This window comes from Microbispora hainanensis, from assembly GCF_006874475.1.
In the GTDB taxonomy this organism is placed as follows: domain Bacteria; phylum Actinomycetota; class Actinomycetes; order Streptosporangiales; family Streptosporangiaceae; genus Microbispora; species Microbispora hainanensis.
This window is the reverse complement of sequence record NZ_VIRM01000010.1, coordinates 109,876-131,514: the sequence shown is the minus strand read 5'-3', so window position 1 is coordinate 131,514 and position 21,639 is coordinate 109,876. Positions and strand designations below refer to the sequence as shown.

General features: G+C 73.6%; 22 protein-coding genes. 9 read left to right on the top strand and 13 right to left on the bottom strand.

The window, feature by feature from the left end; all coding sequences use genetic code 11:
* Window positions 1-3: 3 nt before the first annotated feature.
* Both FLX08_RS11085 and FLX08_RS42905 read right to left on the bottom strand, forming a co-directional pair.
* Complete coding sequence (locus FLX08_RS11085; protein WP_142618545.1) at window positions 4-1,266, bottom strand: cytochrome P450 family protein; 1,263 nt, start codon at window positions 1,264-1,266, stop codon at window positions 4-6.
* Between the two features lie 18 nt (window positions 1,267-1,284).
* Window positions 1,285-1,737, bottom strand: coding sequence for a MarR family winged helix-turn-helix transcriptional regulator (locus FLX08_RS42905; RefSeq protein ID WP_280117091.1), 453 nt, complete (start codon window positions 1,735-1,737; stop codon window positions 1,285-1,287).
* Between FLX08_RS42905 and FLX08_RS11075 the strand changes: the two genes are divergently transcribed.
* The 3 genes from FLX08_RS11075 to FLX08_RS11065 all read left to right on the top strand — a co-directional run bounded on the left by FLX08_RS11075 (window position 1,738) and on the right by FLX08_RS11065 (window position 5,325).
* Entirely contained in the window at window positions 1,738-2,844 is a 1,107-nt protein-coding gene (locus tag FLX08_RS11075; RefSeq protein WP_142618543.1) for a substrate-binding domain-containing protein, read from the top strand. It abuts the gene before it with no gap.
* Window positions 2,845-2,926: 82 nt separating this feature from the next.
* Window positions 2,927-4,321, top strand: a complete 1,395-nt coding sequence (locus FLX08_RS11070) for an APC family permease (protein WP_142618541.1) — start codon at window positions 2,927-2,929, stop codon at window positions 4,319-4,321.
* Entirely contained in the window at window positions 4,318-5,325 is a 1,008-nt protein-coding gene (locus FLX08_RS11065) for an acetamidase/formamidase family protein (protein ID WP_142618539.1), read from the top strand. Before FLX08_RS11070 ends, FLX08_RS11065 begins: the two co-directional genes overlap by 4 nt.
* Before the next feature lie 41 nt (window positions 5,326-5,366).
* On the opposite strand, the gene FLX08_RS11060 is transcribed toward FLX08_RS11065, so the two are convergent.
* Window positions 5,367-5,972, bottom strand: coding sequence for a response regulator transcription factor (locus FLX08_RS11060; protein ID WP_142618537.1), 606 nt, complete (start codon window positions 5,970-5,972; stop codon window positions 5,367-5,369).
* Window positions 5,969-7,120 (bottom strand): sensor histidine kinase, encoded by a 1,152-nt coding sequence (locus FLX08_RS41320; protein ID WP_208761384.1) that lies wholly within the window; start codon window positions 7,118-7,120, stop codon window positions 5,969-5,971. The genes FLX08_RS11060 and FLX08_RS41320 overlap by 4 nt, the downstream gene beginning before the upstream one ends.
* A 207-nt stretch (window positions 7,121-7,327) precedes the next feature.
* On the opposite strand from FLX08_RS41320, the gene polX reads away from it, so the two are divergent.
* The gene (polX, locus tag FLX08_RS11050; RefSeq protein ID WP_142618535.1) at window positions 7,328-9,046 is read left to right on the top strand and encodes a DNA polymerase/3'-5' exonuclease PolX; all 1,719 of its coding nucleotides are present in this window, start codon (window positions 7,328-7,330) and stop codon (window positions 9,044-9,046) included.
* Between the two features lie 10 nt (window positions 9,047-9,056).
* Window positions 9,057-10,160: a class I tRNA ligase family protein gene (locus FLX08_RS11045; RefSeq protein ID WP_142618533.1), complete on the top strand. Its 1,104-nt coding sequence runs from the start codon at window positions 9,057-9,059 to the stop codon at window positions 10,158-10,160.
* A gap of 50 nt (window positions 10,161-10,210) precedes the next feature.
* On the opposite strand, the gene FLX08_RS11040 is transcribed toward FLX08_RS11045, so the two are convergent.
* The 7 genes from FLX08_RS11040 to pobA all read right to left on the bottom strand — a co-directional run bounded on the left by FLX08_RS11040 (window position 10,211) and on the right by pobA (window position 16,309).
* Complete coding sequence (locus FLX08_RS11040) at window positions 10,211-11,551, bottom strand: MBL fold metallo-hydrolase (protein ID WP_142618531.1); 1,341 nt, start codon at window positions 11,549-11,551, stop codon at window positions 10,211-10,213.
* A 66-nt stretch (window positions 11,552-11,617) separates the two neighbouring features.
* Window positions 11,618-12,046, bottom strand: coding sequence for a 4-carboxymuconolactone decarboxylase (gene pcaC / locus FLX08_RS11035; RefSeq protein WP_142618529.1), 429 nt, complete (start codon window positions 12,044-12,046; stop codon window positions 11,618-11,620).
* Window positions 12,043-12,810: a 3-oxoadipate enol-lactonase gene (pcaD, locus tag FLX08_RS11030; RefSeq protein ID WP_142618527.1), complete on the bottom strand. Its 768-nt coding sequence runs from the start codon at window positions 12,808-12,810 to the stop codon at window positions 12,043-12,045. Before pcaD ends, pcaC begins: the two co-directional genes overlap by 4 nt.
* Window positions 12,807-13,976, bottom strand: coding sequence for a 3-carboxy-cis,cis-muconate cycloisomerase (gene pcaB / locus FLX08_RS11025; protein ID WP_208761383.1), 1,170 nt, complete (start codon window positions 13,974-13,976; stop codon window positions 12,807-12,809). The genes pcaD and pcaB overlap by 4 nt, the downstream gene beginning before the upstream one ends.
* A complete protein-coding gene (locus FLX08_RS11020; protein WP_142618525.1) occupies window positions 13,966-14,457 on the bottom strand; it encodes a peptidase associated/transthyretin-like domain-containing protein in 492 nt (163 codons plus the stop codon). The genes pcaB and FLX08_RS11020 overlap by 11 nt, the downstream gene beginning before the upstream one ends.
* Window positions 14,454-15,122 carry a protocatechuate 3,4-dioxygenase subunit beta gene (gene pcaH, locus FLX08_RS11015; protein WP_142618523.1) on the bottom strand — a complete coding sequence of 223 codons (669 nt, stop codon included), beginning with the start codon at window positions 15,120-15,122 and terminating at the stop codon, window positions 14,454-14,456. The genes FLX08_RS11020 and pcaH overlap by 4 nt, the downstream gene beginning before the upstream one ends.
* Window positions 15,119-16,309 (bottom strand): 4-hydroxybenzoate 3-monooxygenase, encoded by a 1,191-nt coding sequence (pobA, locus tag FLX08_RS11010; RefSeq protein ID WP_142618521.1) that lies wholly within the window; start codon window positions 16,307-16,309, stop codon window positions 15,119-15,121. Before pobA ends, pcaH begins: the two co-directional genes overlap by 4 nt.
* Window positions 16,310-16,379: 70 nt before the next feature.
* Between pobA and FLX08_RS11005 the strand changes: the two genes are divergently transcribed.
* Window positions 16,380-17,144 carry an IclR family transcriptional regulator gene (locus FLX08_RS11005; RefSeq protein ID WP_142618519.1) on the top strand — a complete coding sequence of 255 codons (765 nt, stop codon included), beginning with the start codon at window positions 16,380-16,382 and terminating at the stop codon, window positions 17,142-17,144.
* Here FLX08_RS11005 and FLX08_RS11000 read toward each other — a convergent pair.
* Complete coding sequence (locus tag FLX08_RS11000; protein WP_142618517.1) at window positions 17,131-17,565, bottom strand: OsmC family protein; 435 nt, start codon at window positions 17,563-17,565, stop codon at window positions 17,131-17,133. The two genes, FLX08_RS11005 and FLX08_RS11000, sit on opposite strands and share 14 nt — an antisense overlap.
* Window positions 17,566-17,757: 192 nt before the next feature.
* Between FLX08_RS11000 and FLX08_RS10995 the strand changes: the two genes are divergently transcribed.
* Complete coding sequence (locus FLX08_RS10995) at window positions 17,758-19,437, top strand: sensor histidine kinase (RefSeq protein WP_142618515.1); 1,680 nt, start codon at window positions 17,758-17,760, stop codon at window positions 19,435-19,437.
* Between the two features lie 15 nt (window positions 19,438-19,452).
* The gene (locus FLX08_RS10990) at window positions 19,453-20,343 is read left to right on the top strand and encodes a universal stress protein (protein ID WP_142618513.1); all 891 of its coding nucleotides are present in this window, start codon (window positions 19,453-19,455) and stop codon (window positions 20,341-20,343) included.
* A 54-nt stretch (window positions 20,344-20,397) separates the two neighbouring features.
* Here the strand turns inward: FLX08_RS10990 and FLX08_RS10985 are convergent, their stop codons facing one another.
* Complete coding sequence (locus FLX08_RS10985) at window positions 20,398-21,006, bottom strand: CBS domain-containing protein (protein ID WP_167530357.1); 609 nt, start codon at window positions 21,004-21,006, stop codon at window positions 20,398-20,400.
* 115 nt (window positions 21,007-21,121) lie between these two features.
* Between FLX08_RS10985 and FLX08_RS10980 the strand changes: the two genes are divergently transcribed.
* Complete coding sequence (locus tag FLX08_RS10980; protein ID WP_142618508.1) at window positions 21,122-21,628, top strand: CBS domain-containing protein; 507 nt, start codon at window positions 21,122-21,124, stop codon at window positions 21,626-21,628.
* The last annotated feature ends 11 nt before the right edge of the window (window positions 21,629-21,639 follow it).

Sequence of the window (21,639 nt, the reverse complement as noted above, 5' to 3'; positions counted from 1 at the left end):
CTTTCACGCCCCCAGGCGTACGGGGAGACGGGCGAGGCGCCAGGAGAAGGGGAGGAACTGCCGGTCGAGGTCCTGCGGCGCGACGGCCAGTTCGAGCGCCGGATAGCGGCGCAGCAGGGCGCCGAAGGCCACCTCGCCCTCCTGCCGGGCCAGCGCCGCGCCCAGGCAGTAGTGCAGGCCGTGGCCGAAGCCGACGTGGACCTCCTTGTGGCCGTCGGGCTCGCGGGTGACGTCGAGCCGGTCGGGATCGTCGAAGCGCCGGGGGTCGTAGTTGGCCGACACCAGCACCGCCATCACCGGCTCGCCCCGGCGCACGGTCATGCCGCCGAACTCGACGTCCTCGGCGGCGTACCGGATCCGGGTGCCCTGGACGGGCCCGCACCAGCGCATCAGCTCGTGCACGGCGCGCGGCAGCAGCTCCGGGGCGGCCCGCAGCGCGGCGAGCTGGTCCGGGTGGGTCAGCAGGGCGGCGGTGCCGTTCCCGATCAGGTGGGCGGTGGTCTCGTGCCCGGCGAGGACGAGCGTGAGGACCATGGTGACCATCTCGGTGTCGGTGAGCCGGTCGCCGTCCTCGTCGTGGGCGCGGATCAGGCCGGTCAGCAGGTCGCCGGCGGGCTCGGACCGGCGGCGGGCGATCAGCTCCTGGATGTAGGCGACCATGTGCCGCAGCGGCTCGGCCATCGCTCCGGGCTTGAGCGAGACCAGGCTCCTGCCCCACTCCCGCCACCGCGGGCGGTCATCCTCGGGGATGCCGACCAGTTCGCAGATGACGGTGATCGGCAGGGGGTAGGCGACGTGCTCGATCAGGTCGGCGACGCCGTCCTCGGCGTGGCCGGGCAGCCTGTCGAGGAGGTCTTCGGTGATCTCCTCGACCCGGGGCCGCAGCTCCGCCACGCGGCGGGCGGTGAAGGCGCGCGAGACCAGCCTGCGCAGCCGGAGGTGGTCGTCCCCGTCGGAGTCGAGGACGCTGTCGAGGATGTACGGGGCGTACTCGCGGGGGATGCCCCGGGCCTCGATGAGCTGCTCGCGGATGTTGTGCACGTTCGCACCCGGCACGTTGGCCGGGTTGTTGACGAACCTGCGGTCGCCCAGCACGGTCTTGACGTCGTCGTATCGTGTGACGAGCCAGACCGGGGAGTCCAGGCCGGGGAAGGAGCCGCGCACCATCGGGGCCTGCTCCCGCAGGCGCGAGTAGCCCTCGAACGGGTCGCGCACCAGCTCCGCGCCGAACAGGTCGACGGGTCGTGCCGTGCCGGAAGTGCTCATGCCTACCTCACTTCGATGTCAGTCCTCCAGGGCGGCCAGCAGCGACTCCAGCTCGCGCATCAGGCGGTCGGTGCGGGCCGGGCCGTACGCCGTGATGATCCCCCGCTGGTGCTCGGCGATGCCCGCCTCCAGGCGGGCGAGCAGGTCGCGGCCCCGGTCGGCGAGGAAGACCGCGACCTTGCGGCGGTCGGCCGGGTCGTGCCCCCGGTAGACCACCGCGCGGTCCACCAGCCGGTCGACCGCCTTGGTCAGCGTGGGGTGGGGCATCAGCGCGGCCTCGGCCAGGTCGCCCATCGAGTGCCCGCGCCCGTCCGCGAGCGCCTGCAGGATGCGCCACTGCTCGACGGTCACGTCCTCGGTGGCGAGCACGGCGGCCAGGCCGCGGTTGACGCTGCGTTCTGCCCGGCTCAGCAGATAGGCGAGCGACGACCCGAGGCCGGTCACCTGTTCGGTGGGGGGATACTCGTGCACGTGGCCGATCCTGTCACAGTCGTCATCGACTCTCTCGAGGCACACCTGCTGCCCGCGGACACGCTCCGCGTCGCGCTGGTGGTGCCGGTCTCCGGCGTGCTCGGTCTGCTCGGGCCCGGAGCGATCAACTGTGCCGTGCTGGCCGCCCGGGAGGTCAACGCCGCTGGGGGAGTGCTGGGCAGGCCGGTCGAGCTCGTGCTCGTCGACGGAGGCCGCGGCCCGGCCGCGGTCGCCTCGGAGGTGCGGAGCCTGGTGCTCTCCGGCGCCGTCCAGGCCGTCGTCGGCACCCACGCCAGCGACGTGCGCATCGCTGTCGAGCAGGCGCTGGGCGGCGCGGCCCCCTTCGTCTACACCCCGCCGTACGAGGGCGGCGCCCGCCGTCCGGGCGTCTACTACCTCGGCGAGCCCGCGTCGCTGCAGGTCGCCCCGGGGATCGACTGGCTGGTCGGGCACCGGCGGGCCCGGCGCTGGTTCCTGCTCGGCAACGACTACGTCTGGCCGCGCCTGGTGCACGCCTCGGCCCGCGGGCACCTGCGCGCCCGGTCCGCGACGGTCGTGGGGGAGCGGCTCGTCCCGCCCGGGACCGCCGGGACGGACCGGCTGCTGGAGGAGGTGGCCGCCGCGCGGCCGGACGCCGTGCTGCTCACGCTCATCGGCAGCGACCTGATCGCGTTCAACCGTGCCTTCGCCGCCAGCGGTCTCGGCTGCGCGCGGCTGTGCGGCGCGCTGGAGGAGCACGGGCTGCTCGCCGCGGGCGGCGACACGACCGGCGGGCTCTACGCCGCCATGGGGTACTTCGGCGGCATCGCGACCGACGCCAACTTCGCGCTGGCCGAGCGCTACACGGCGGTGTTCGGCCCCGAGGCGCCGCTGCTGAACGGGCACGGTCACGGCTGCTACGAGGGTGTGCTCATGCTGGCCGCCCTGGCCCGGCGCGCGGGCACGCTGGCGGTGCCGGCCGTGGAGGCGGTCGCCGACGGCACGACGATCGTCTCCGGGCGCGGCCCGCTCACGCTGGACGCGGGCCGGGTGCGCCAGCGGGTGTACCTCGCCAGGGCCGACGGGCTGGACTTCGAGGTCGTCGCGCCGTTTGTGTACCCCTTATAAAACTTCCACGAGAAACCTTTTCGTTTTCAAGGATTGCCCCTATCGTACGGCTCTGCCCCCATGTGCGTTTAGGAGCGGATCCATGTCCTCCCCACAGTCGACGGCGCCCGGCGTCGAGCGCTTTGGTTACCAACAGGAGCTGCAGCGCTCGCTCAGCTTCGCCGACCTGCTCATCTACGGTTTGATCTTCATGGTGCCGATCGCGCCGTTCGGCATCTTCGGCAGCGTCTTCCAGTCGTCCGGCGGGATGGTGGCGCTCGCCTACGTGATCGGCATGGTCGCGATGGCGTTCACCGCCCTGTCGTACGCCCAGATGGCGCGGGCGTTCCCGATGGCGGGCTCGGTCTACACGTACGCGGGCCGGGGCATCGCCGCACCGGTCGGCTTCCTCGCGGGCTGGGTGATCCTGCTCGACTACGTGCTGGTGCCGGCGCTGCTGTACCTCGTGGCGAGCTCGGCCATGACGTCGTTCGTGCCCGGCGTGCCGATCTGGGTCTGGCTGATCGCCTTCATCGTGCTCAACACGGTGGTCAACTACCTCGGCATCGAGATGACCGCCCGGATGAACAAGATCATGCTGGTCGCGGAGCTGATCGTGCTGGCGATCTTCCTGGTCGTCGGGATCGTCGCCCTGGCGCAGGGCAAGGGTCACGGCGCCGCGCTCAGCCCGCTGTTCGACTCCTCCACGTTCTCCTGGCCGCTGGCGTTCGGTGCCGTGTCCGTGGCGGTGCTGTCGTTCCTCGGGTTCGACGGCATCTCGATGCTCGCCGAGGAGAGCCGCGAGAGCACCCGGCGCCTGGGCCGCTCGATGGTCTTCGCCCTCGTCCTGGCCGGCGCGCTGTTCGTCGTGCAGACCTGGGTCGCGGCGCTGCTCGCCCCCAACCGCGCCGACCTGCTCGCCCACGGCGGCGACAACGCGTTCTACGACACCGCCGAGTACGCCGGAGGCCACTGGCTGAGCGTGCTCACGGCCGTCGCCACCGCGGTCGCGTGGGGGTTCGCGAACTCCCTGGTCGCCCAGGCGGCCACCTCCCGCCTGCTGTTCGCCATGGCCCGCGACCGCCAGCTCCCGGCGTTCCTCCGCAAGGTGCACCCCACGCGCAAGGTGCCGGTCAACGCCACGTTCCTGGTGGCCGTGGTGTCCCTGGCCCTCGGCCTGTACCTGAGCACGCGCGACGACGGCATCGGGTTGCTCGGCTCGCTGGTCAACTTCGGCGCGATGACCGCGTTCCTCGCCCTGCACGTCTCGGTCGTCGTCCACTACGTCGTGCGCAACCGCAGCCGTGACTGGTGGCGGCACCTCGTGGCCCCCGCGATCGGCTTCCTCATCCTGCTCTACGTCGTGATCAACGCCAGCATCGCCGCCCAGGTGCTCGGATTCGTCTGGCTGGCGATCGGCGTCGTGATCCTCGCCGGCTCCTACATGATGGGCCGGCGCCCCACCCTGTCCGCCGTCACCCCGGAGGCCACCGAGTGAACATCGTGTCCTACCGTCCCCGTCCCGACGACCTGGCGTACACCTTCGGCGGCCGTCCGGCCGTCGAGTCCGTCGCCCCCGGCACGGTGCTGGAGCTGTACACCGAGGACTGCTTCGGCGGCCGGGTGAGGGGCCCCGGCGACCTTCCCTCGCAGGTCTGCGAGTTCCCCTATCTGAACCCGGTCACCGGCCCGTTCCACGTCGAGGGGGCCGAGCCCGGCGACACGCTGGCCCTCCACTTCGTCTCCATCGAGCCCGCCCGCGACTGGGCGGTCTCCACGACGTTCCCGCACTTCGGGGCGCTGACGAGCACGCACACCACCGCCACGCTCCAGCCGCCTCTGGAGGAGGCCGTGTGGATGTACGAGGTGGACGCCGAGAAGCGGACCGTGCGCTACCGCGCCCGGCGGGGCGACTTCGCCGTCGAGATGCCGCTCGACCCGATGCACGGGACCGTGGGCGTCGCCCCGGCCGCCGCCGAGGCGCGGATGACCATCACCCCCGACGCCCACGGCGGCAACATGGACACCCCCGAGCTGCGCGCCGGGGTCACCGTCTATCTGGGCGTCAACGTGCCGGGCGCGCTGTTCGCGATCGGCGACGGCCACTGCCGTCAGGGCCACGGCGAGGTCTGCGGCACGGCCGTCGAGGCCGCGATGAACACCGTCGTCGCCGTCGAGCTGATCAAGGGCGCCGGCACGCCGTGGCCCCGGCTGGAGGACGACCACCACATCATGTCGACCGGTTCGGCCCGGCCGCTGGAGGACGCCTACCGCATCAGCCAGCACGACCTCGTCACCTGGACCGCCTCCCTCACCGGCCTCGACGAGCTGGACGCCTACCAGCTCGTCAGCCAGGGCGGGGAGGCCCCGGTCGGCAACGTCTGCGACACCAACTACACCATGGTGGCCAAGCTGCCCAAGGCCTACCTGGGCGGCCCGGACGTGTACGGCTCCGCGCACGCCCGCCTGCGCGCCCTCGGCGAGGAGTACCTCAGCCGCTGAGGGGAGCGCCGAGGGGGAGCGCTAAGGGGGTGCCGACGGGGTTACAGCCAGCCGTTGTGGCGGGCGACCCGGACGGCCTCCATGCGGTTGCGGGTGCCGGTCTTGGTGATGCACGCCGACAGGTGGTTGCGTACGGTGCTCTCCGACAGGTAGAGGCGGCGGGAGATGTCGGCGGCGGCCGAGCCGTCCGCGGCGGCGGCCAGCACCTCGCGCTCGCGCGGCGTCAGCGGGTTGGGCCCGGCGCTCAGAGCGGCGGTGGCCAGGGCGGGATCGACCACGATCTCGCCCGCCAGCACGCGCCTGATCGCCTGGGCCAGCTCGCCGACCGGCCGGTCCTTGACCACGAAGCCCCGCGCGCCCGCGTCGAGCGCGCGGCGCAGATAACCGGGCCGCCCGAACGTCGTGACGATGACCACCACGCACTCCGGGAGGGCGGCCCGCAGGTCCGCGGCCACGTCGAGGCCGCTGCCGCCGGGCATCTCGATGTCGAGCAGGGCCACGTCGGGCTTGACCCGCAGCGCGGTGGGCACGATCTCGCCCGCCGTCGAGGCCTGCGCGACGACCTCGAAGTCGTCCTCAAGATCGAGCAGCACGGTGAGCGCGTCGCGCATCATCGTCTGGTCCTCGGCGATCAGCACACGGGTCACAGGCCGTCCTTCCGGTCGTCGTCGTCCACGCCCGCGTGCGGGATCTCGGCGGTGAGGACGAACCCCCGCGGCGTGCGGACGGTGGTCAGTCGCCCGCCTGCGACGGCCAGGCGCTCGCGCAGCCCGCGCAGGCCGCTGCCGTCCTTCCCGCCTGTCGTGTCGTCACCGTCGCCGTCATCGGGGCCGTCGTCGCTGATCTCGACCAGCACGGGGTCGCGGTCGCGGCGCAGCGTGATGACGCAGCGCCGGGCGCCGGAGTGCCGCACGACGTTCGTGATCCCCTCGCGGACGACCCAGCTCAGCAGCATGTCGGTCTCCCACGACAGCGCGGGCCCCGACTCGTTCACCACGCAGTCGATGCCGGCCGCGTCCAGGGCCGCCCTGGCGCTGTCGAGCTCGAAGGCGAGGCTCGCGTCCCGATAACCCGTGACCGCCTCGCGCACCTCGGTCAGCGCCTGCCGCCCGATGGCCTCGATGTCCGCGGCGTGCCGCACGGCCGCCTCCGTGTCGCGCGGGGCCAGCCGGCGTACGGCCTCGGCCTTGACGACCACCATCGAGAGCGTGTGGCCGAGCAGGTCGTGCAGGTCACGGGAGAAGCGCAGGCGCTCGGCCGAGACGGCGGCGACGGCGAGCGCCTCCCGGGTCCGGGCGAGCTCCGCGATCACCTCGCCCATCCGGCGGAAGCCGTACGTCGTGATCCCGGCGAGGAAGGTGGTCAGCCCGGCGCCCCACAGCGCCTCGCCGACCGAGCCGTGCACCGGGACGATCGTGGCCAGCACGGCCGTGACCGCGACGAGCGGGGGCGCCGCCCGGATCGGGAGCACGAGCGCCACGGCCACGGCGAGCAGGGAGAACAGCGTCTGCCAGCCGTCCTCGCGGTAGGCCAGGGCCGCCGTGACCACGACCGCCGCGAGCAGCGCGACGAACGCCGCCGTCACGGGCCGTACGTCCGGGCGATCCAGGCGGGCGGTCAGCACGGCTCCCGCGAACGACAACCCTGCGGCGGCCACCAGGGTCCAGGCGGGCCAGGCCGGCACCACCGAGGCGGCGACCGCGGCCGGAGAGATCAGCAGCAGGGCGGTCAGCCCGAACGCGGGGACGAGCAACCGGCCCGGCAGCCGCACGCGCTTCGCCGCCGCTTCCGTCATGGTCGCCATTATGGCCGCATTATGGCCGCCTTCCCGCCGCCTTCCCGCCGCCTTCCGGCCGCCTTCCGGCCGAAGCGGACAGCGTCGTCACCCGGGTCTTCGGTCCCCGGGTCTTCGGTCCCCGGGTCTTCGGTCACAGACGGCCGGGACCTCCGCACCTGGAGAGGGGCCCGGGGCGCGTCGCAGCCTGGCCTGGGGGTGCCTGTGATGAGACGCTGCAACGAGGAGGTCGCCGGGCTGCTGCAGGAGTACGCCGACCTGATCGCGATCACCGGGGGCGACGCGTTCAAGGTGCGGGTCTACGAGAAGGCGGCCCGGTCGGTCGGCGGGTACGGCCGCGACATCGACGGCATGGACGCGGCCGAGCTGCGGGCGATCCCGAACGTCGGGGCGTCGATCGCCGCGAAGATCGAGGAATACCTGCGGACCGGGTCGATCCACCAGCTTGAGGAGCTGCGGACGAAGATCCCCGCCGGGGTGCGCCTGCTGACCACGATCCCCACGCTGGGGCCGAAGAAGGCGATGCTCCTCTATCGGGAGCGGGGCATCGACTCGATCGAGAAGCTGGAGGACGCCATCCGCGCCGGGGACCTGCGGGGGCTGCACGGCTTCGGGCCGAAGACCGAGGAGAACCTGCTGCACGGCATCGAGGTGATGCGCAAGACCGGCAGCCGGGTGCACATCGGGATCGCGATGGCGGTCGCCGAGGAGGTCGTCCCCGCGCTGTCGGCCGTGCCGGGCTGCGAGCGGTGCGCGTACGCCGGGTCGCTGCGGCGCATGAAGGACACGATCGGCGACGTCGACGTCCTGGCCACGGCGGAGGACCCGGCCGCCCTGATGGCGGCCTTCACCGCGCTGCCGTACGTCACCGAGGTGATCGCGCACGGCGAGACGAAGAGTTCGGTCCGCACGGACGCGGGGCTCCAGGTCGACCTGCGGGTGGTGCCGAGGGACTCCTGGGGCGCCGCGCTGCAATACTTCACCGGCTCGAAGGCGCACAACATCCGCACCCGGGAGATCGCCGTCCACCGCAAGCTGAAGCTGTCGGAGTATGGCGTGTTCGACGTGGCGACCGGCGAGAAGATCGCCTCGGCCGACGAGGCGGAGGTGTACGGCATGCTCGGCCTGCCGTGGATCGAGCCGACGCTGCGCGAGGACACCGGGGAGATCGAGGCCGCGCTGGGCGGGGGGCTGCCGAAGGTGGTGACCCTGGCCGACATCCGCGGCGACCTGCACACGCACACCGACCTGACCGACGGGCTCGCGCCGCTGGAGGAGATGGTCGAGGCGGCCGCGGCGCGCGGCTACGCCTACTACGCGGTGACCGACCACGCGCCCAACCTCTTCATGCAGCGGATGACCGACGAGAAGGCGCTGGACCAGCGCGAACGGCTCCGCCGCCTCGGCGCGGCCCGCCACGGCATGACGCTGCTGCACGGGTGCGAGCTCAACATCGGCCCGGAGGGCGAGGTCGACTGGCCACCGGAGTTCCTGGCCGGGTTCGACCTGTGCGTGGCCTCGGTGCACTCGCATTTCACCCAGCCGCCCGAGGAGATGACCCGGCGGCTGATCCGGGCCTGCGAGAACCCGTACGTGAAGATCATCGGCCATCCGACGGCGCGGATCATCGGCAGGCGGGAGCCGGTGGACGCCGACTGGACGAGGGTGTTCGACGCCTGCGTGCGCACCGGGACGGCGCTGGAGATCGACTCCTTCCCCGACCGGCTCGACCTGCCTTCCGACCTCGTCCGGCGGGCGGCCGGCCGGGGCGTGCTGTTCTCGATCGACAGCGACGCGCACGCCGTGCCGCACTTCGACGTCATGCGATACGGCGTCGGCACCGCGCAGCGCGGCTGGCTCACCCCCGACCGGGTAATCAACACGTGGCCACTGGATCGGCTGCGGGAGTTCCTCCGCCCGGGATGAAGGGGGTTTCATGCTGACGATCGGCGGGCGGCCGCTGCCCGTGGTGGGCCGCGCCCGGATGTACGTGTGCGGGATCACGCCCTACGACACGACCCATCTCGGTCACGCGAGGACGTTCGTGTGGGCCGACGTCGCGGGGCGGGTGCTGCGGCACGCGGGCGTGCCCGTCGAGGTGTGCCGCAACGTCACCGACGTGGACGACGTGCTGACCTCGGCGGCGCGCCGGGCCGGCAGTCCGTACGACAGCTTCGCCGCCGTGCAGCAGTTCTATTTCGACCGGGACATGGCCGCGCTGCGCGTGCATCCGGTGACGTACGAGCCGCGGGCGCACACCTATGTGCCGCAGGTCGTGGCGCTCGCCCGCGCACTGTTGGACCTGGGCCACGCGTACGAGCGGGACGGCGCGGTGTACTTCCGGGGCGCGGGCGTGCGCGAGCGGGCCGGGCTCGGCCCCGAGGAGGCGGCCCGCCTGCTGGCGGAGTTCGGCGAGACCGACCCGCGCAGGGACGACCCGGCGGACGTCGCGGTCTGGCGGCCCTCGGCGAAGGGAGAGCCGGGCTGGCCGAGCGAGTGGGGCAGCGGACGGCCCGGCTGGCACGCCGAGTGCGCCGCCATGGCGCTGACGACGTTCGGCCCGGCCCTCGATCTGCACGCGGGCGGCGCCGACCTGCGCTTCCCGCACCATGCCTACGAGGCCGCGATGGCCGAGGCGGTGACCGGAGTGCGGCCGTTCGCCCGGGCCTGGCTGCACGTGGGCGTGGTCCGGGTGGACGGCGCCAAGATGGCCAAGTCGGCGGGCAACCTCGTCTTCACCGCCGACCTCCTGCGGCACCATCCCGTCGGCGCCGTACGCCTGCTGCTCCTCGGCCACCCCTGGGCGGCCGACTGGGACTACCGCCCCGGCGACCTGGAGAAGGCCGAGGCCCGGCTGGAGCGGCTGCACCGTGCTGCCTCCCGAACCGCCGCCGGGCGGCCCGCGGCCTCGGCGGCGGGAGAGCGGGCGGCCGTGCGCGCGCTGCTGGACGACCTCGACGTCGCGACCGCCCTGGAGATCGCCGAGGAGGAGGGCGGGCAGGCCGCCCGCACCGTGATCGCGGTGCTCGCGCTCGGCTGATCTACACGGCTGATCTGCGCTTTGATCTGCGCTTTGATCTGCGCTTTGATCTACGCGGCGGCGGCCCGGCCGTCGTACTGGTCGTGCACGGCCACCACGTCCCGCCCGGCGGCGGCCAGGATCGAGGCGGCGATGGACGCCCGGTAGCCGCTCGCGCAGTGCGTCCACACCTCGCCGCCCGGCACCTCGCCGAGCCGCGCGGGCAGCTCGTGCAGCGGGATGTGGACCGCGCCGGGGAGGTGCGACTCGCGCCACTCGATCTCACGGCGCACGTCCAGGACCACGATCGGGCGGCTCCGGCGTACGGCGGCCAGGTCGGCGAACGTCGCCGCCGGCATGGACGCGGGCTTGTCGTCGCCGGCCCACTCGGCGGGCCCTCCAGTGGCGGCCGCGGCCGGGCGGTCGATGCCGATCCGGGCCAGCTCGCGCTGGGCCCGCGCGATGTCCCCGGGCGTTTCGCCCAGCAACGTCACCGGTGTCCCCCAGGGAACGAGCCAGCCCAGGTAGACGGCGAGGTTGCCGTCCAGCCCGAAGTTGAGCGTCCCCGCCAGGTGGCCGGCCGCGAAAGCCGTACGGGACCGCAGGTCGAGCACCCACTCGCCGGCCCGCAGGCGGCGGTGCAGCTCGGCGGCGTCCGCGTGGCGCGGCGGGGACAGGTCGGGCGCGTCCTGCCCGGCCAGGTTGAGCGGGGCCATCTGCGCGTAGTAGGCCGGATAGACGTCCAGCCCGGCCAGCAGCGCCTTCACGTAGTCGTCCTCGCCGCGGGTCAGGACCGGGTTGACCTGCCGCTCCCTGCCGATCGTCGACTCGGCGACGTCCGACTGCGCGGCCGAGCAGAAGCTGCCGAACCCGTGGGTGGGGAGGACGCGGGTCTCGGCCGGCAGCTCGCGGGCCAGCCGGTGCGCCGAGGCATGCTGGGCGCGCGCCAGGGCGCCGGTGTGCTCGGGGCCGAGCAGGTCGGGCCGCCCGGTCGTGCCGTGCAGCAGCGAGCCCCCGGTGAAGACGGCGGGCGGCCGGCCCGGGGACTCCAGCACGTACGACAGGTGGGTGTAGGTGTGGCCGGGGGTGGCGACGGCGCGAAGGCGCGTGCGCGGGCCGATCTCGACCACGTCCCCGTCCTCGATCGGACACCGGTCGAACTCCACGGGGTCGGCCGCGTTGACGTGGTAGTCCGCGCCGGTGGCCGAGGCGAGGGCGGGCCCGCCGGTCACGTAGTCGTTGTGCACGTGGGTCTCGAAGACGTGGCGGATCTCCACGCCGCGCCGCTCGGCCAGGCGGAGCAGCCGGTCGACGTCCCGCTGCGGGTCCACCACGAAGGCGACCTTCCCGTCAGTGACGAGGTAGCTGCGGTCGCCAAGGGAGGGGGTCTCGACGGGGATGATTTCGATCATTCAGGTCCCTCCTCTGCTCGTGAGGCACCCGTACCCAGGGAGAAGGACTTCACCTCCTCCCAGGCGTCATGTGGCCTCCCCCGGGGTGTCCTCCGGGCTGCCATCCGGGCCGCCATCCGGGCCGCCATCCGGGGCGTCCTCCGCGAGCACCCGCTGGGCGACGGCGAACGCGGCGTTGGCGGCGGGCACTCCGCAGTAGATCGCGGTCTGCAGCAGCACCTCCTTGATCTCGCCGGTCGTGAGCCCGTTGCGCCGCGCGGCCCGCACGTGCATGGCCAGCTCCTCCAGGTGCCCGCCCGCCACCAGGGCGGTGAGGGTGATGCAGCTGCGGGTCCGGCGGTCGAGCCCCGGCCGGGTCCAGATCTCCCCCCAGGCATAGCGGGTGATCAGGTCCTGGAAGTCCGCGGTGAACTCGGTGGTGCGCGCCCGCGCCCGGTCCACGTGCGCGTCGCCCAGCACCTCGCGGCGCACCCGCATGCCGTCGTCGTAGCTCATGCCGTCCTCCAGCGGATGGTCAGGTGCTTGGTGATCGCCGCGGTCGCGACGTCCGGGCGTTCGGCGGTGGCGAGGTGGGCGGCCCCCGGCACGACCAGCAGCGCGGCCTCCGGGATGCCCCCGGCGAGGACCTCCGCGTGCGACGGCGGGGTCGCCGGGTCGTCCGCTCCGGCGATCACCAGTGCGGGCGCGCGGATCTCGCCGAGCCGGTCGCGGACGTCGAAGACCGCCAGGGCGTCGCAGCACGCCGCGTATCCCTCGGGGTCAACGCCGCGCAGCATGTCCAGGTAGCGCTCGGCGTCGGGGAAGCCCGGGGTGAACCACCGGCCCCGCGTCGCCTCGGCCAGAGGTTTGGTGCCCTCGGCGCGGACCAGCGCGGCGCGTTCGCGCCAGCTCTCCGCCGTGCCGAAGCGGGCGGAGGTGCAGCACAGGATCAGGCTCGCGATCCGGTCCGGCGCGCGCAGCGCCAGCGCGGTCCCGACGGCCCCGCCCAGCGACACCCCGGCGTACGCCGCGGCCTGGACGCCGTGGCGGTCGAGCAGCGCCAGCACGGCGCCGGCGAGGTCGTCCACGGTGAGATCACGCGTGAGGCCGGACGCGGCCGGGGATCCGCCGTGGCCGGGCAGGTCGTAGCGGAGCACCCGCCAGGCGGCCGTGAGCGCGGGAAGCTGCGGCTCCCAGAGCCCGAGCGTCGTGCCGAGCGAGGGCCCGAGCACGACGACCGGAGCGTCCGGCGGCCCGTCGAATCGGTGGTTCAGGATCATCGGTCTTTCCTCGTGTGCCATTCCAGCGCCCGGTCGACGAGCGCGGGCGCCTGCCCGACGCCGGGGTCCTCCCCGTGCTCGGCCAGCACGGCGCGCAGGTGATCGAGATTGTGCCGCATGCGCCCGGGGAAGACCTCCAGCCCTTCGGTCAGCTCGGCGGCCGTCTCCGCCGCGCCGCCGGCCAGGCGCAGGCACTCGCGCATCGGCTGCCACTCGGCGTGCCAGCTCCCCGCGGGCCGCTCGTGCTCGGCGACCCGCGCGGCGACCACGATCTGCGCGAGCGCGGGCGCCTGCAGCGCGGCCGACCTGATCATCGTGGCGAGCACCGGGTTGCGCTTGTGCGCCATCGCCGACGAACCGCCACGGCCGGGCGCGGCGGGCTCGGCGACCTCGCCCACCTCGCTCTGCGCCAGCAGGATCACGTCGGTGGCGAGCTTGCCCAGCGCGCCCGTCACGGCGGCGAGCGCGCCGGCCAGGTCGGTCACCGGCGTGCGCAGCGTGTGCCAGGGCAGCACCGGCTCGGCCAGCCCGGTCTCGGCCGCGAACAGCGGCAGCAGGCCGAGCGCCCTCTCCCCATATCCGGCCATGGTGCCGGCCGCGCCGCCGAGCTGGACCGGCAGCCGCACCGCCGCGAGGCGGTCGCGGGCGTCCCGGCAGCCGGCCAGCCACCCGGCGGCCTTCAGCCCGAACGTGGTGGGCACGGCCTGCTGCCCGAGCGTGCGCCCCGCCATCGGGGTGTCCCGGTGATCGGCGGCCAGCCGGGCCAGCGCGGTGAGCACCCGGCCGAGGTCGCGCAGGATCACCTCGCGGGCCCGCGCGGCGACCAGCATCGCCGCCGTGTCGAGGATGTCCTGGCTGGTGGCGCCGTGATGCACCCAGGGGCCCGCCTCGCCGGCCGCGGCCCGCAGGTCCTTGACCAGGGGCACGACGGGGTTGCCCGCGTCCCTGGCGCGGCGGGCGAGATCGGCGGCGTCGTGACGGTCCTCACGCGCCGCCTCGGCGATCGCGGCGACGGCCCGCTCAGGGACGACGCCGAGACGGGCCTGCGCCCGCGCGAGGCACACCTCCGTCTCCAGCATCGCCCGCAGCCAGGCGTCGTCGCCGGTGACCGCCGCGACGTCCGTGCCCGCCCACACGGGGCCCAGGAGCCCCACATCAGAACTCAAGAAAAACCGTCTCCTGCTCGCCCTGCAGCCGCACGTCGAACCGGTAGACGTCCTGCCCCTCGGGGCGGGCGAGCAACGTCGCGCGGCGGGCCGGGTCGAGGGAGCCGAGCAGGGGGTCGGGCGCGTCGGCGAGATAGACGCGGGTCCGCACCGGCTTGAGCAGGCCCCGCGCGAAGACCAGCAGCGCGGCGTACGGCCGGGACGGCGGCGCGAGGCGGAACCTGTAGGAGCCGTCGGGCGCGGTGCCGCACCGCCCGAAGCCGGACACCCCGGCGCCTTCCCGGCTGAGGGCGCCCCGATCGCCGGGCTCTCCGGTCCACAGCTCCAGCAGGGCGTCGGGCACCGGCTCACCGGCCCCGTCGAGCACCACGCCGGTGATCGTGACCGCCCCCGGGTGGCCCTCGGGGACGAGCTCCCAGTCGGCCGCGTACGGCAGGGCGAACCCGAAGAACGGCCCGACGGTCTGCGAGGGAGTGGTCACGCGTCCTCCATGGGGGTCTGGCCGAGCACGATGTCCCACCGGTAGCCGAGAGCCCACTCCGGCTCGGTCACGTCGAGGTCGAACGCGGCGACGAGCCGCTCGCGGGCGGCCGGGTCGGGAATGGACCGGAAGATCGGGTCGAAGGCGAACAGCGGGTCGCCGGGGAAGTACATCTGCGTCACCAGGCGCTGGGTGAACGCCGTGCCGAACACGGAGAAGTGGATGTGCGCGGGCCGCCAGGCGTTGGGGTGGTTGCGCCAGGGATAGGCCCCCGGCTTGATCGTGACGAACCGGTAGCGGCCCTCGTCGTCGGTCAGGCACCGGCCCGCGCCGGTGAAGTTGGGGTCGAGCGGGGCCGGGTGCTGGTCGCGCTGGTGGGCGTACCGCCCGGCGGAGTTGGCCTGCCAGACCTCCACCAGCGTGCCCGGGATCGGCCGGCCCGCGGCGTCGAGGACGCGCCCGGTGACGATGATGCGCTCACCGAGCGGCTCGCCCGCGTGGCCCGTGGTCAGGTCGGCGTCGAGCGCATCCACCTCGCCGTGGCCGAAGACCGGGCCCGTCAGCTCGGCCGCCTCCGGATCCTCCTTCATCTCCAGCGGCTGGCGGGACGGCGCCCGCAGGACCGTGCTGGCGTAGTCCGGGTGCAGGTAAGGAGGGTGTGTCATGGCTTCTCCTCTTGGTAGGGCAGGCCCACGTAGTTCTCCGCCAGCGTCGTCGCGGCCGCCTCCGAGGATGTCACGTAGTCGAGGTAGGAGGTCTGCAGCTTCCTGGCGTAGGCGTCGTCGGACTCGAACGTGTGCAGCAGCGTCGTCATCCACCACGAGAAGTGCTGGGCCCGCCACACCCGGGGCAGGCAGGCCTGTGAATAGCCGTCCAGCGCCTCCGTCGAGCCGTCGGCGAAGAAACGCGCCAGCGCCTCGGTCAGCACCCGCACGTCGGCCACCGCGAGGTTGAGCCCCTTCGCGCCGGTCGGCGGCACGATGTGGGCCGCGTCCCCGGCCAGGAACAGCCTGCCGTACTGCATGGGCTCGGCCACGAAGCCGCGCATCGGCGTGATCCCCCGTTCGAGGATCTCGCCGGTGGCGAGGGTGAAACCGGGCACCGTCTCCAGCCGGGCCCGCAGCTCGGACCAGATCCGCTCGTCGGGCCACTCGGCGAGGTCCTCGTCGGGGGCCACCTGCAGATAAAAGCGGCTGATCTCCGGGGAGCGCATGCTGTGCAGCGCGAAGCCGCGCTCGGTCCGCGCGTAGATCAGCTCTTCCGACGACGGCTTCACCCTCGCGAGGATGCCGAGCCAGGCGAAGGGGTAGTCGCGCTGATACTCGGTCAGCACGCCCTCGGGGATCGACGGCCGGGACACCCCGTGGAAGCCGTCGCACCCGGCGATCACGTCGCAGTCCAGCCGCTCGCCCGCGCCGTCCGCTCCGGTGAAGGTGAGGTACGGCCGGTCGGTGCCGATGTCGTGCACCGCCACGTCGTCCACCTCGAAGCGGATGTCGCCCCCGGCCGCCAGCCGCGCGGCGATCAGGTCCTTGACGACCTCCTGCTGGCCGTACACGGTGATGCAGCGACCGGGCACCAGCCGCTCGAAGGCGACGCGATGGCCCGCTCCGCCATACCGCAGCTCGATGCCGTGGTGGGGCAGGCCCTCCCGCCGCATCCGTTCGCCCACCCCCGCCTCGACGAGGGTGTCGACCGTGCCCTGTTCGAGCACTCCCGCCCGCACCCGCCGCTCGACGTACTCCCTGCTGCGGCGTTCGAGCACGACGGACTCGATCCCGCGCAGATGGAGCAGATGGGAGAGCAGCAGGCCGGCCGGCCCGGCTCCGATGATCCCGACCTGAGTTCGCATGGCTAAAGCATCGGGAAGCAGCCGCCGTCTCGCGTAGGCTTTGCTTCTACTGAGTGGAAGAAGGAGCCATATGGCCGGCGGCGCGCGCGATCCGGGGCGTTCCGTGACGTCCCGGGTGCTGGCCATCCTCGGCGCCTTCGACGCCCACCACCCGCGGCTCACGCTGACGGAGATCGCCGAACGGACCGGCTTGGCGCTGAGCACCGTCCACCGGCTCGCCGGGGAGCTGGAGGAGTGGCGCGCCCTGCGCCGCGGCGCCGACGGGCGCTACCAGATCGGCCGCCGCCTGTGGGAGCTGGGGCAGCTCGCTCCCGACCCGCTGCATGAGGTGGCGCACCCCTGGCTGCAGGAGCTGTTCGGCGGCACCGGGGAGAACGTCCACCTCGCGGTGCGCGACGGGCTCGAAGTGCTCTACGTCGACAAGGTGTACGGCAAGCGGGCCGTGCCGATCGTGTCGCGGACGGGTGCGCGCCTGCCCATGCACCCGACCGGTGTCGGCAAGGCGCTGCTCGCCTACGAACCGGGCTGGTTCGTCGGCTCCTACCTGTCGAGGCCGCTGGAGCGGCCGACCCCCCACACCATCACCGAGCCGGGCCGGCTGGCCCGCGAGCTGACCCAGGTGCGCGCCCAGGGGTACGCCACGACCCACGAGGAGATGACGCTCGGCTCCTGCTCGGCGGCCGCGCCCGTGCTGGTCGACGACCGGCCCGTCGCGGCCGTCGGCATCGTGGTCTCCTCCAGGCGGGTGCGCGAGCTGCCCCGCCTGGTCGATCCGCTGCTGGCCGTCGCGGCCGGTATCGCCCGCGACTACCGGGCCGCCGTCACCCGGGCGTGACGGGGATCTCGGGCACGGCCTGGCGGACCTCGAACGTGACCCGCGGCGGCACCCGCAGCGTGGTGCAGACGGCGCAGTGCTCCAGGACCGACAGGAGCGAGGCGCGCAGCCCGTCGGGCAGGCCGGGGGCGTCCACCGACAGCTCGATGCGGTCGATCCGCCCGGGGCAGACGCCCAGGCCGTACCGCGCGGTCACGCCCACCCCGGCGGGCAGCTGCCGCTGGCGCAGGTAGCGCTCGGCGCAGCAGGCGATGCCGGCCGCCACGCTGCCGACGAACAGCTCGGCCGGAGTGGGGCCGGTGTCGCTCCCGCCGACGTCATGCGGCCGGTCGGCGCGGACCACGTGCCGCCGGATCCGGACGTCGAACCGGTCGGCTCCGCGCCAGGCGACCCGGATGACGCCGTCACGCGGCTCACTCATGACGCACCCCCGCGTCGACTCGCCTCAAGTCCGATTCGCCTCAATCCGAGTATGTCCGTGACCGACGGCGGGTAGGCGCATACGCACCGTAAGAAGCCGGTCGCAACCTGGCAAAGGGCAGGAGTCCGGAGTGTCCGATTTGCGAGACTCCAAGTGTGGGGGGCATGCGTGGCGCCCACGGGGGAGCGGACCATGATCCCGCAGACGCACCTGGACGGGCTGCTGGCCGACCTGCACACGAGGCTGCAGGCGGTCCTGTCGACGCGTGACCGGGCCCACGCGCTGCTGGAGGCGGTCGTCGCGGTGGGCGGGAACCTCGACCTGGAGACCGTGCTGCACCGGATCGTCGAGACCGCCGCCACGCTGGCCGACGCCCGATATGCCGCGCTCGGCGTGATCGGCGAGGACAACACCCTCGCCCGCTTCATCCCCGCCGGGCTGAGCGAGGAGGAGATCGCCCGCATCGAGCACTGGCCGCACGGCCTGGGCCTGCTCGGCCTGCTGATCAAGGAGCCCCGGCCGCTGCGGCTGGCCCGCATCCGCGACCACCCCGCGTCGTACGGCCTCCCCGCCGGCCATCCCCCGATGACGGGCTTCCTCGGCGTGCCCGTACGGGTGCGGGGCCGGCTGTTCGGCAACCTCTACCTGACCGAGAAACGCGGGGGAGGGGAGTTCGACGAGGACGACGAGGCGATCATCGTCGCCTTCGCCAGCGCCGCCGGGGTGGCCATCGAGAACGCCCGCCTGTACGAGGACACCCGCCGCAGGGAGACCTGGCTCCAGGCGTCGGCGGAGATCACGAGGAGCCTGCTGTCCGGCGCGGAGACCCCGCGGGTGCTGACGCTGATCGCCCGGCACGCCCGGCGGATGGCCTGCGCGGACACGGTGGCGATCCTGCTGCCGGAGGACGGCGGCCTGACGCTGCGGGTCGCGATCGCGGACGGCGTGCCCGGCCCGGCCCGGCCACGCCGCCTGCCCGTCGAGGGCTCGCTGGCCGGGCAGGCGTTCGTCCACGCGGAGCCCCGCGTGATCACCGACCTGGGCGACACCGACCTCCTCCGCGCGGCCGGGGAGACGGGAGCGGCCTGCGCCGTGCCGCTGGGCGCCCCCGGAGCGGTGCGCGGGGTGCTGTCGCTGGGCAGGCGGCCCGGCCGCGTCCCGTTCGGCGAGGCGGAGGTCCGCATGGTCCACTCCTTCGCCGGGCACGCGGCGGTCGCGCTCGAACTGGACGAGGCACGCAGGGACGCCGAGCGGCTCAGCCTGCTGGAAGACCGCGACCGCATCGCCAAGGACCTGCACGACGTCGTCATCCAGCGGCTTTTCGCGGTCGCGATGACGCTGACGGGCGCCACGCGGCTGGTGGAGCACCCGGAGGCGGCCGCGCGGCTGCGGACCGCGATCGACGAACTCGACGGCACGATCCGGCAGATCCGCACCACGATCTTCGCCCTGCGCGCCCCGGCCGGCGCCCCCGGGCTGCGCGCCCGGCTCGTCGAGCTGGTCGAGGGCGCCCGGGAGCCCCTCGGCTTCCTGCCGGCCCTGCGCATGGACGGGCAGCTCGACACCCGCGTGCCCGCCCCCGTGGGGGAGCACCTGCTGGCCGTGGCACGGGAGGCGATCTCCAACGTGGTGCGGCACGCCCACGCCACCCGCGCCGCCGTCACCGTCTGCCTGGACCAGGACCGGCTGACCCTGCTCGTGGAGGACGACGGGGTCGGCATCCCGGCGCGAGGACGCCGCAGCGGCCTGCGCAACCTGTGCGACCGCGCCGAGAGCCTGGGCGGCTCGTGCGCCGCCGGGCCCGGCGCCGCCGGGGGAACGCGCGTGTGCTGGAGCGTCCCGCTGCCGTCGACATCCTGCTCGACACGCTGAGGGAGATATCGCGCCATGACCGAGCAGCCGATCAGTGATCCGGTCGTCGAGCCGGCCGTCGATCCGGTCGTCGTGGGCACCGACGGGTCCGGCGGGGCGACCCGGGCGGTGGACTGGGCGGCCGACCACGCCGCCCTGCGGGGCCTGCCCCTGCGGGTGGTCCACGCCGTCGAGCGCCTGCCGTACGACGCCCCGCGCTATCCGATCCCCGACAGCTACGACAGGATGGCGCCCACCGGGCGGCAGATCCTCGACCACGCCGAGCGGGTCGCCCGGGACCGGCGCCCCGGCCTCGACGTGACGACGGAGCTCGCCGAGGGGCGTCCCGGCCGCGTCCTGCGCGACCAGGCCGGCCGCGCCGCCGAAGTGGTGCTCGGCAGCCACGGCGCGGGCGGCTTCCCCGGCATGCTGCTCGGGTCGGTGGGCCACCAGGTCGCCGGGCACGTGGCGGTGCCGGTCGTCGTCGTACGGCCGGCGCCCCCGGACGCGGAGGCGGAGATCGTGGTGGGGTTCGACTGCTCCAAGGAGTCCGGGCCCGCCCTGACGTACGCCTTCGAGGAGGCGCGGCTGCGCGGTCATCGGGTGCGGATCGTGTGCGCCTGGGAGCCGCCGGTGCCGTACGGGCCCGTGATCTCCACGGACCTGGACACCATGCGGCGAGCCGCGGAGGACTACGCGCGCGGCGAGCTGGAGCGGTTGCAGAGCGGATACGCCGACGTGAAGACCGAGCTGGACATGGTCCACGATCATCCGGTCTCCGCGCTCATCGCGGCGTCGTCGCGGGCCGTCCTGCTCGTGGTCGGCTCCCACGGCCGCAACGCCTTCACCGCGGCCGTGCTCGGCTCGGTCAGCCGCGCCGTGCTCGCCCACGCCCACTGCCCGGTCGCCGTGGTGAGGGCGCGCTGATCGGCCATGTCAGGATCGATCATGTCAGGATCGATCACGTCAGGATCGATCACGTCAGGATCGATCGCGTCTGGGGAGCAGACGGGCCGGCCGCACCCCCGGGGCCGTTTGCTCCAGCAGGTCGGCCACGTGCTCGGGGCCCTGGCCCTCGGGACCCCGCAGGTCGATCTCGCCGTCGCGCACGACCACCTCCCAGGCCGCGTCGGAGGGGTAGCGCTCCCGCAGGGCGGCCAGGACGGCCTCGCGCAGTTCCTCGTCCGACCTGGCCAGCAGCGCCATCAGGTCGCGGCGGCTGACCATCCCGACGACCCGCTCGTCGCGCAGCACGGGCAGGCTCTTGATCCGCTTCGCGACCATGAGGTCCGTCAGCACCCGCACGTCCGTGGTCTCCTCGACCGTGCTCACCTGGCGCGACATGACGCCCTCCACCGTGCGGGGCGGCGTGGCGCCCGGCGCGAACGCGCCGCACAGCAGGTCGATCTCGCTGACCACGCCGACCAGCTCGTCGTGGTCTCCGAGCACGGGGGCCGCCGTGATGTTGTGCTCGTACAGGACCCGGATCGCCCGCCGCATGGAGTCGTCGCGGCGCAATGTGATCGCCGGGCTGCGCATGACCTCACCGGCCAGCATGACCCACCCCCGGTCTGTCGCCGTTGTGGTCATTCCACTGCCACCCGGGCCGTACGGGCAGGTGCCGGAGGTCCCCGGCGGCCGGGTCTTTGGGCCCGTGCGGCGCCCCGGCTCACGTGGTCGGATGGAGATGGCGGAGGGAGGAACGATGACCGTAGAAGGCATGACCGCCGCCGACGTGATGAGCAGGGTGCTCGTGACCGTGAAACCGGACGAGTCCCCGCTCATGGCCTGGGAACTCATGCGCCGCGGGTCGATGCACCATCTGCCCGTCGTGGACTCCGGTTCCCGCATCCTCGGCGTGCTCACGCGGGAGGACATCGCGGCCCACTGGTCCGGCGGTCCCGCGGAGCAGTCGAGCAGCCAGGTGCGCCAGTTGCTGGGCGGGCGCAGATGCCCGCACGTGTTCCCCGACGCGTCGCTCCCGGCCGTGGCGGCCGTCATGCTGGAGTCGGGCGTGGACGTCGTCCCGGTCATCGGGACCTCTGGCGCCCTGCAGGGCCTCGTCACCGTGACCGACCTGCTCGTGGCGGTCGCGGGCAGGCGGGAGGCCGCGCCTGCGCACGAGGAGGTGTCGGGCGGGATGTTCCGCCTGGAACCGGTGCTGCCGCCCAAGCCCTCCCGTACGGCGGAGGATCAGCGGCAGGGGCCGTGACCCCCGGTCGT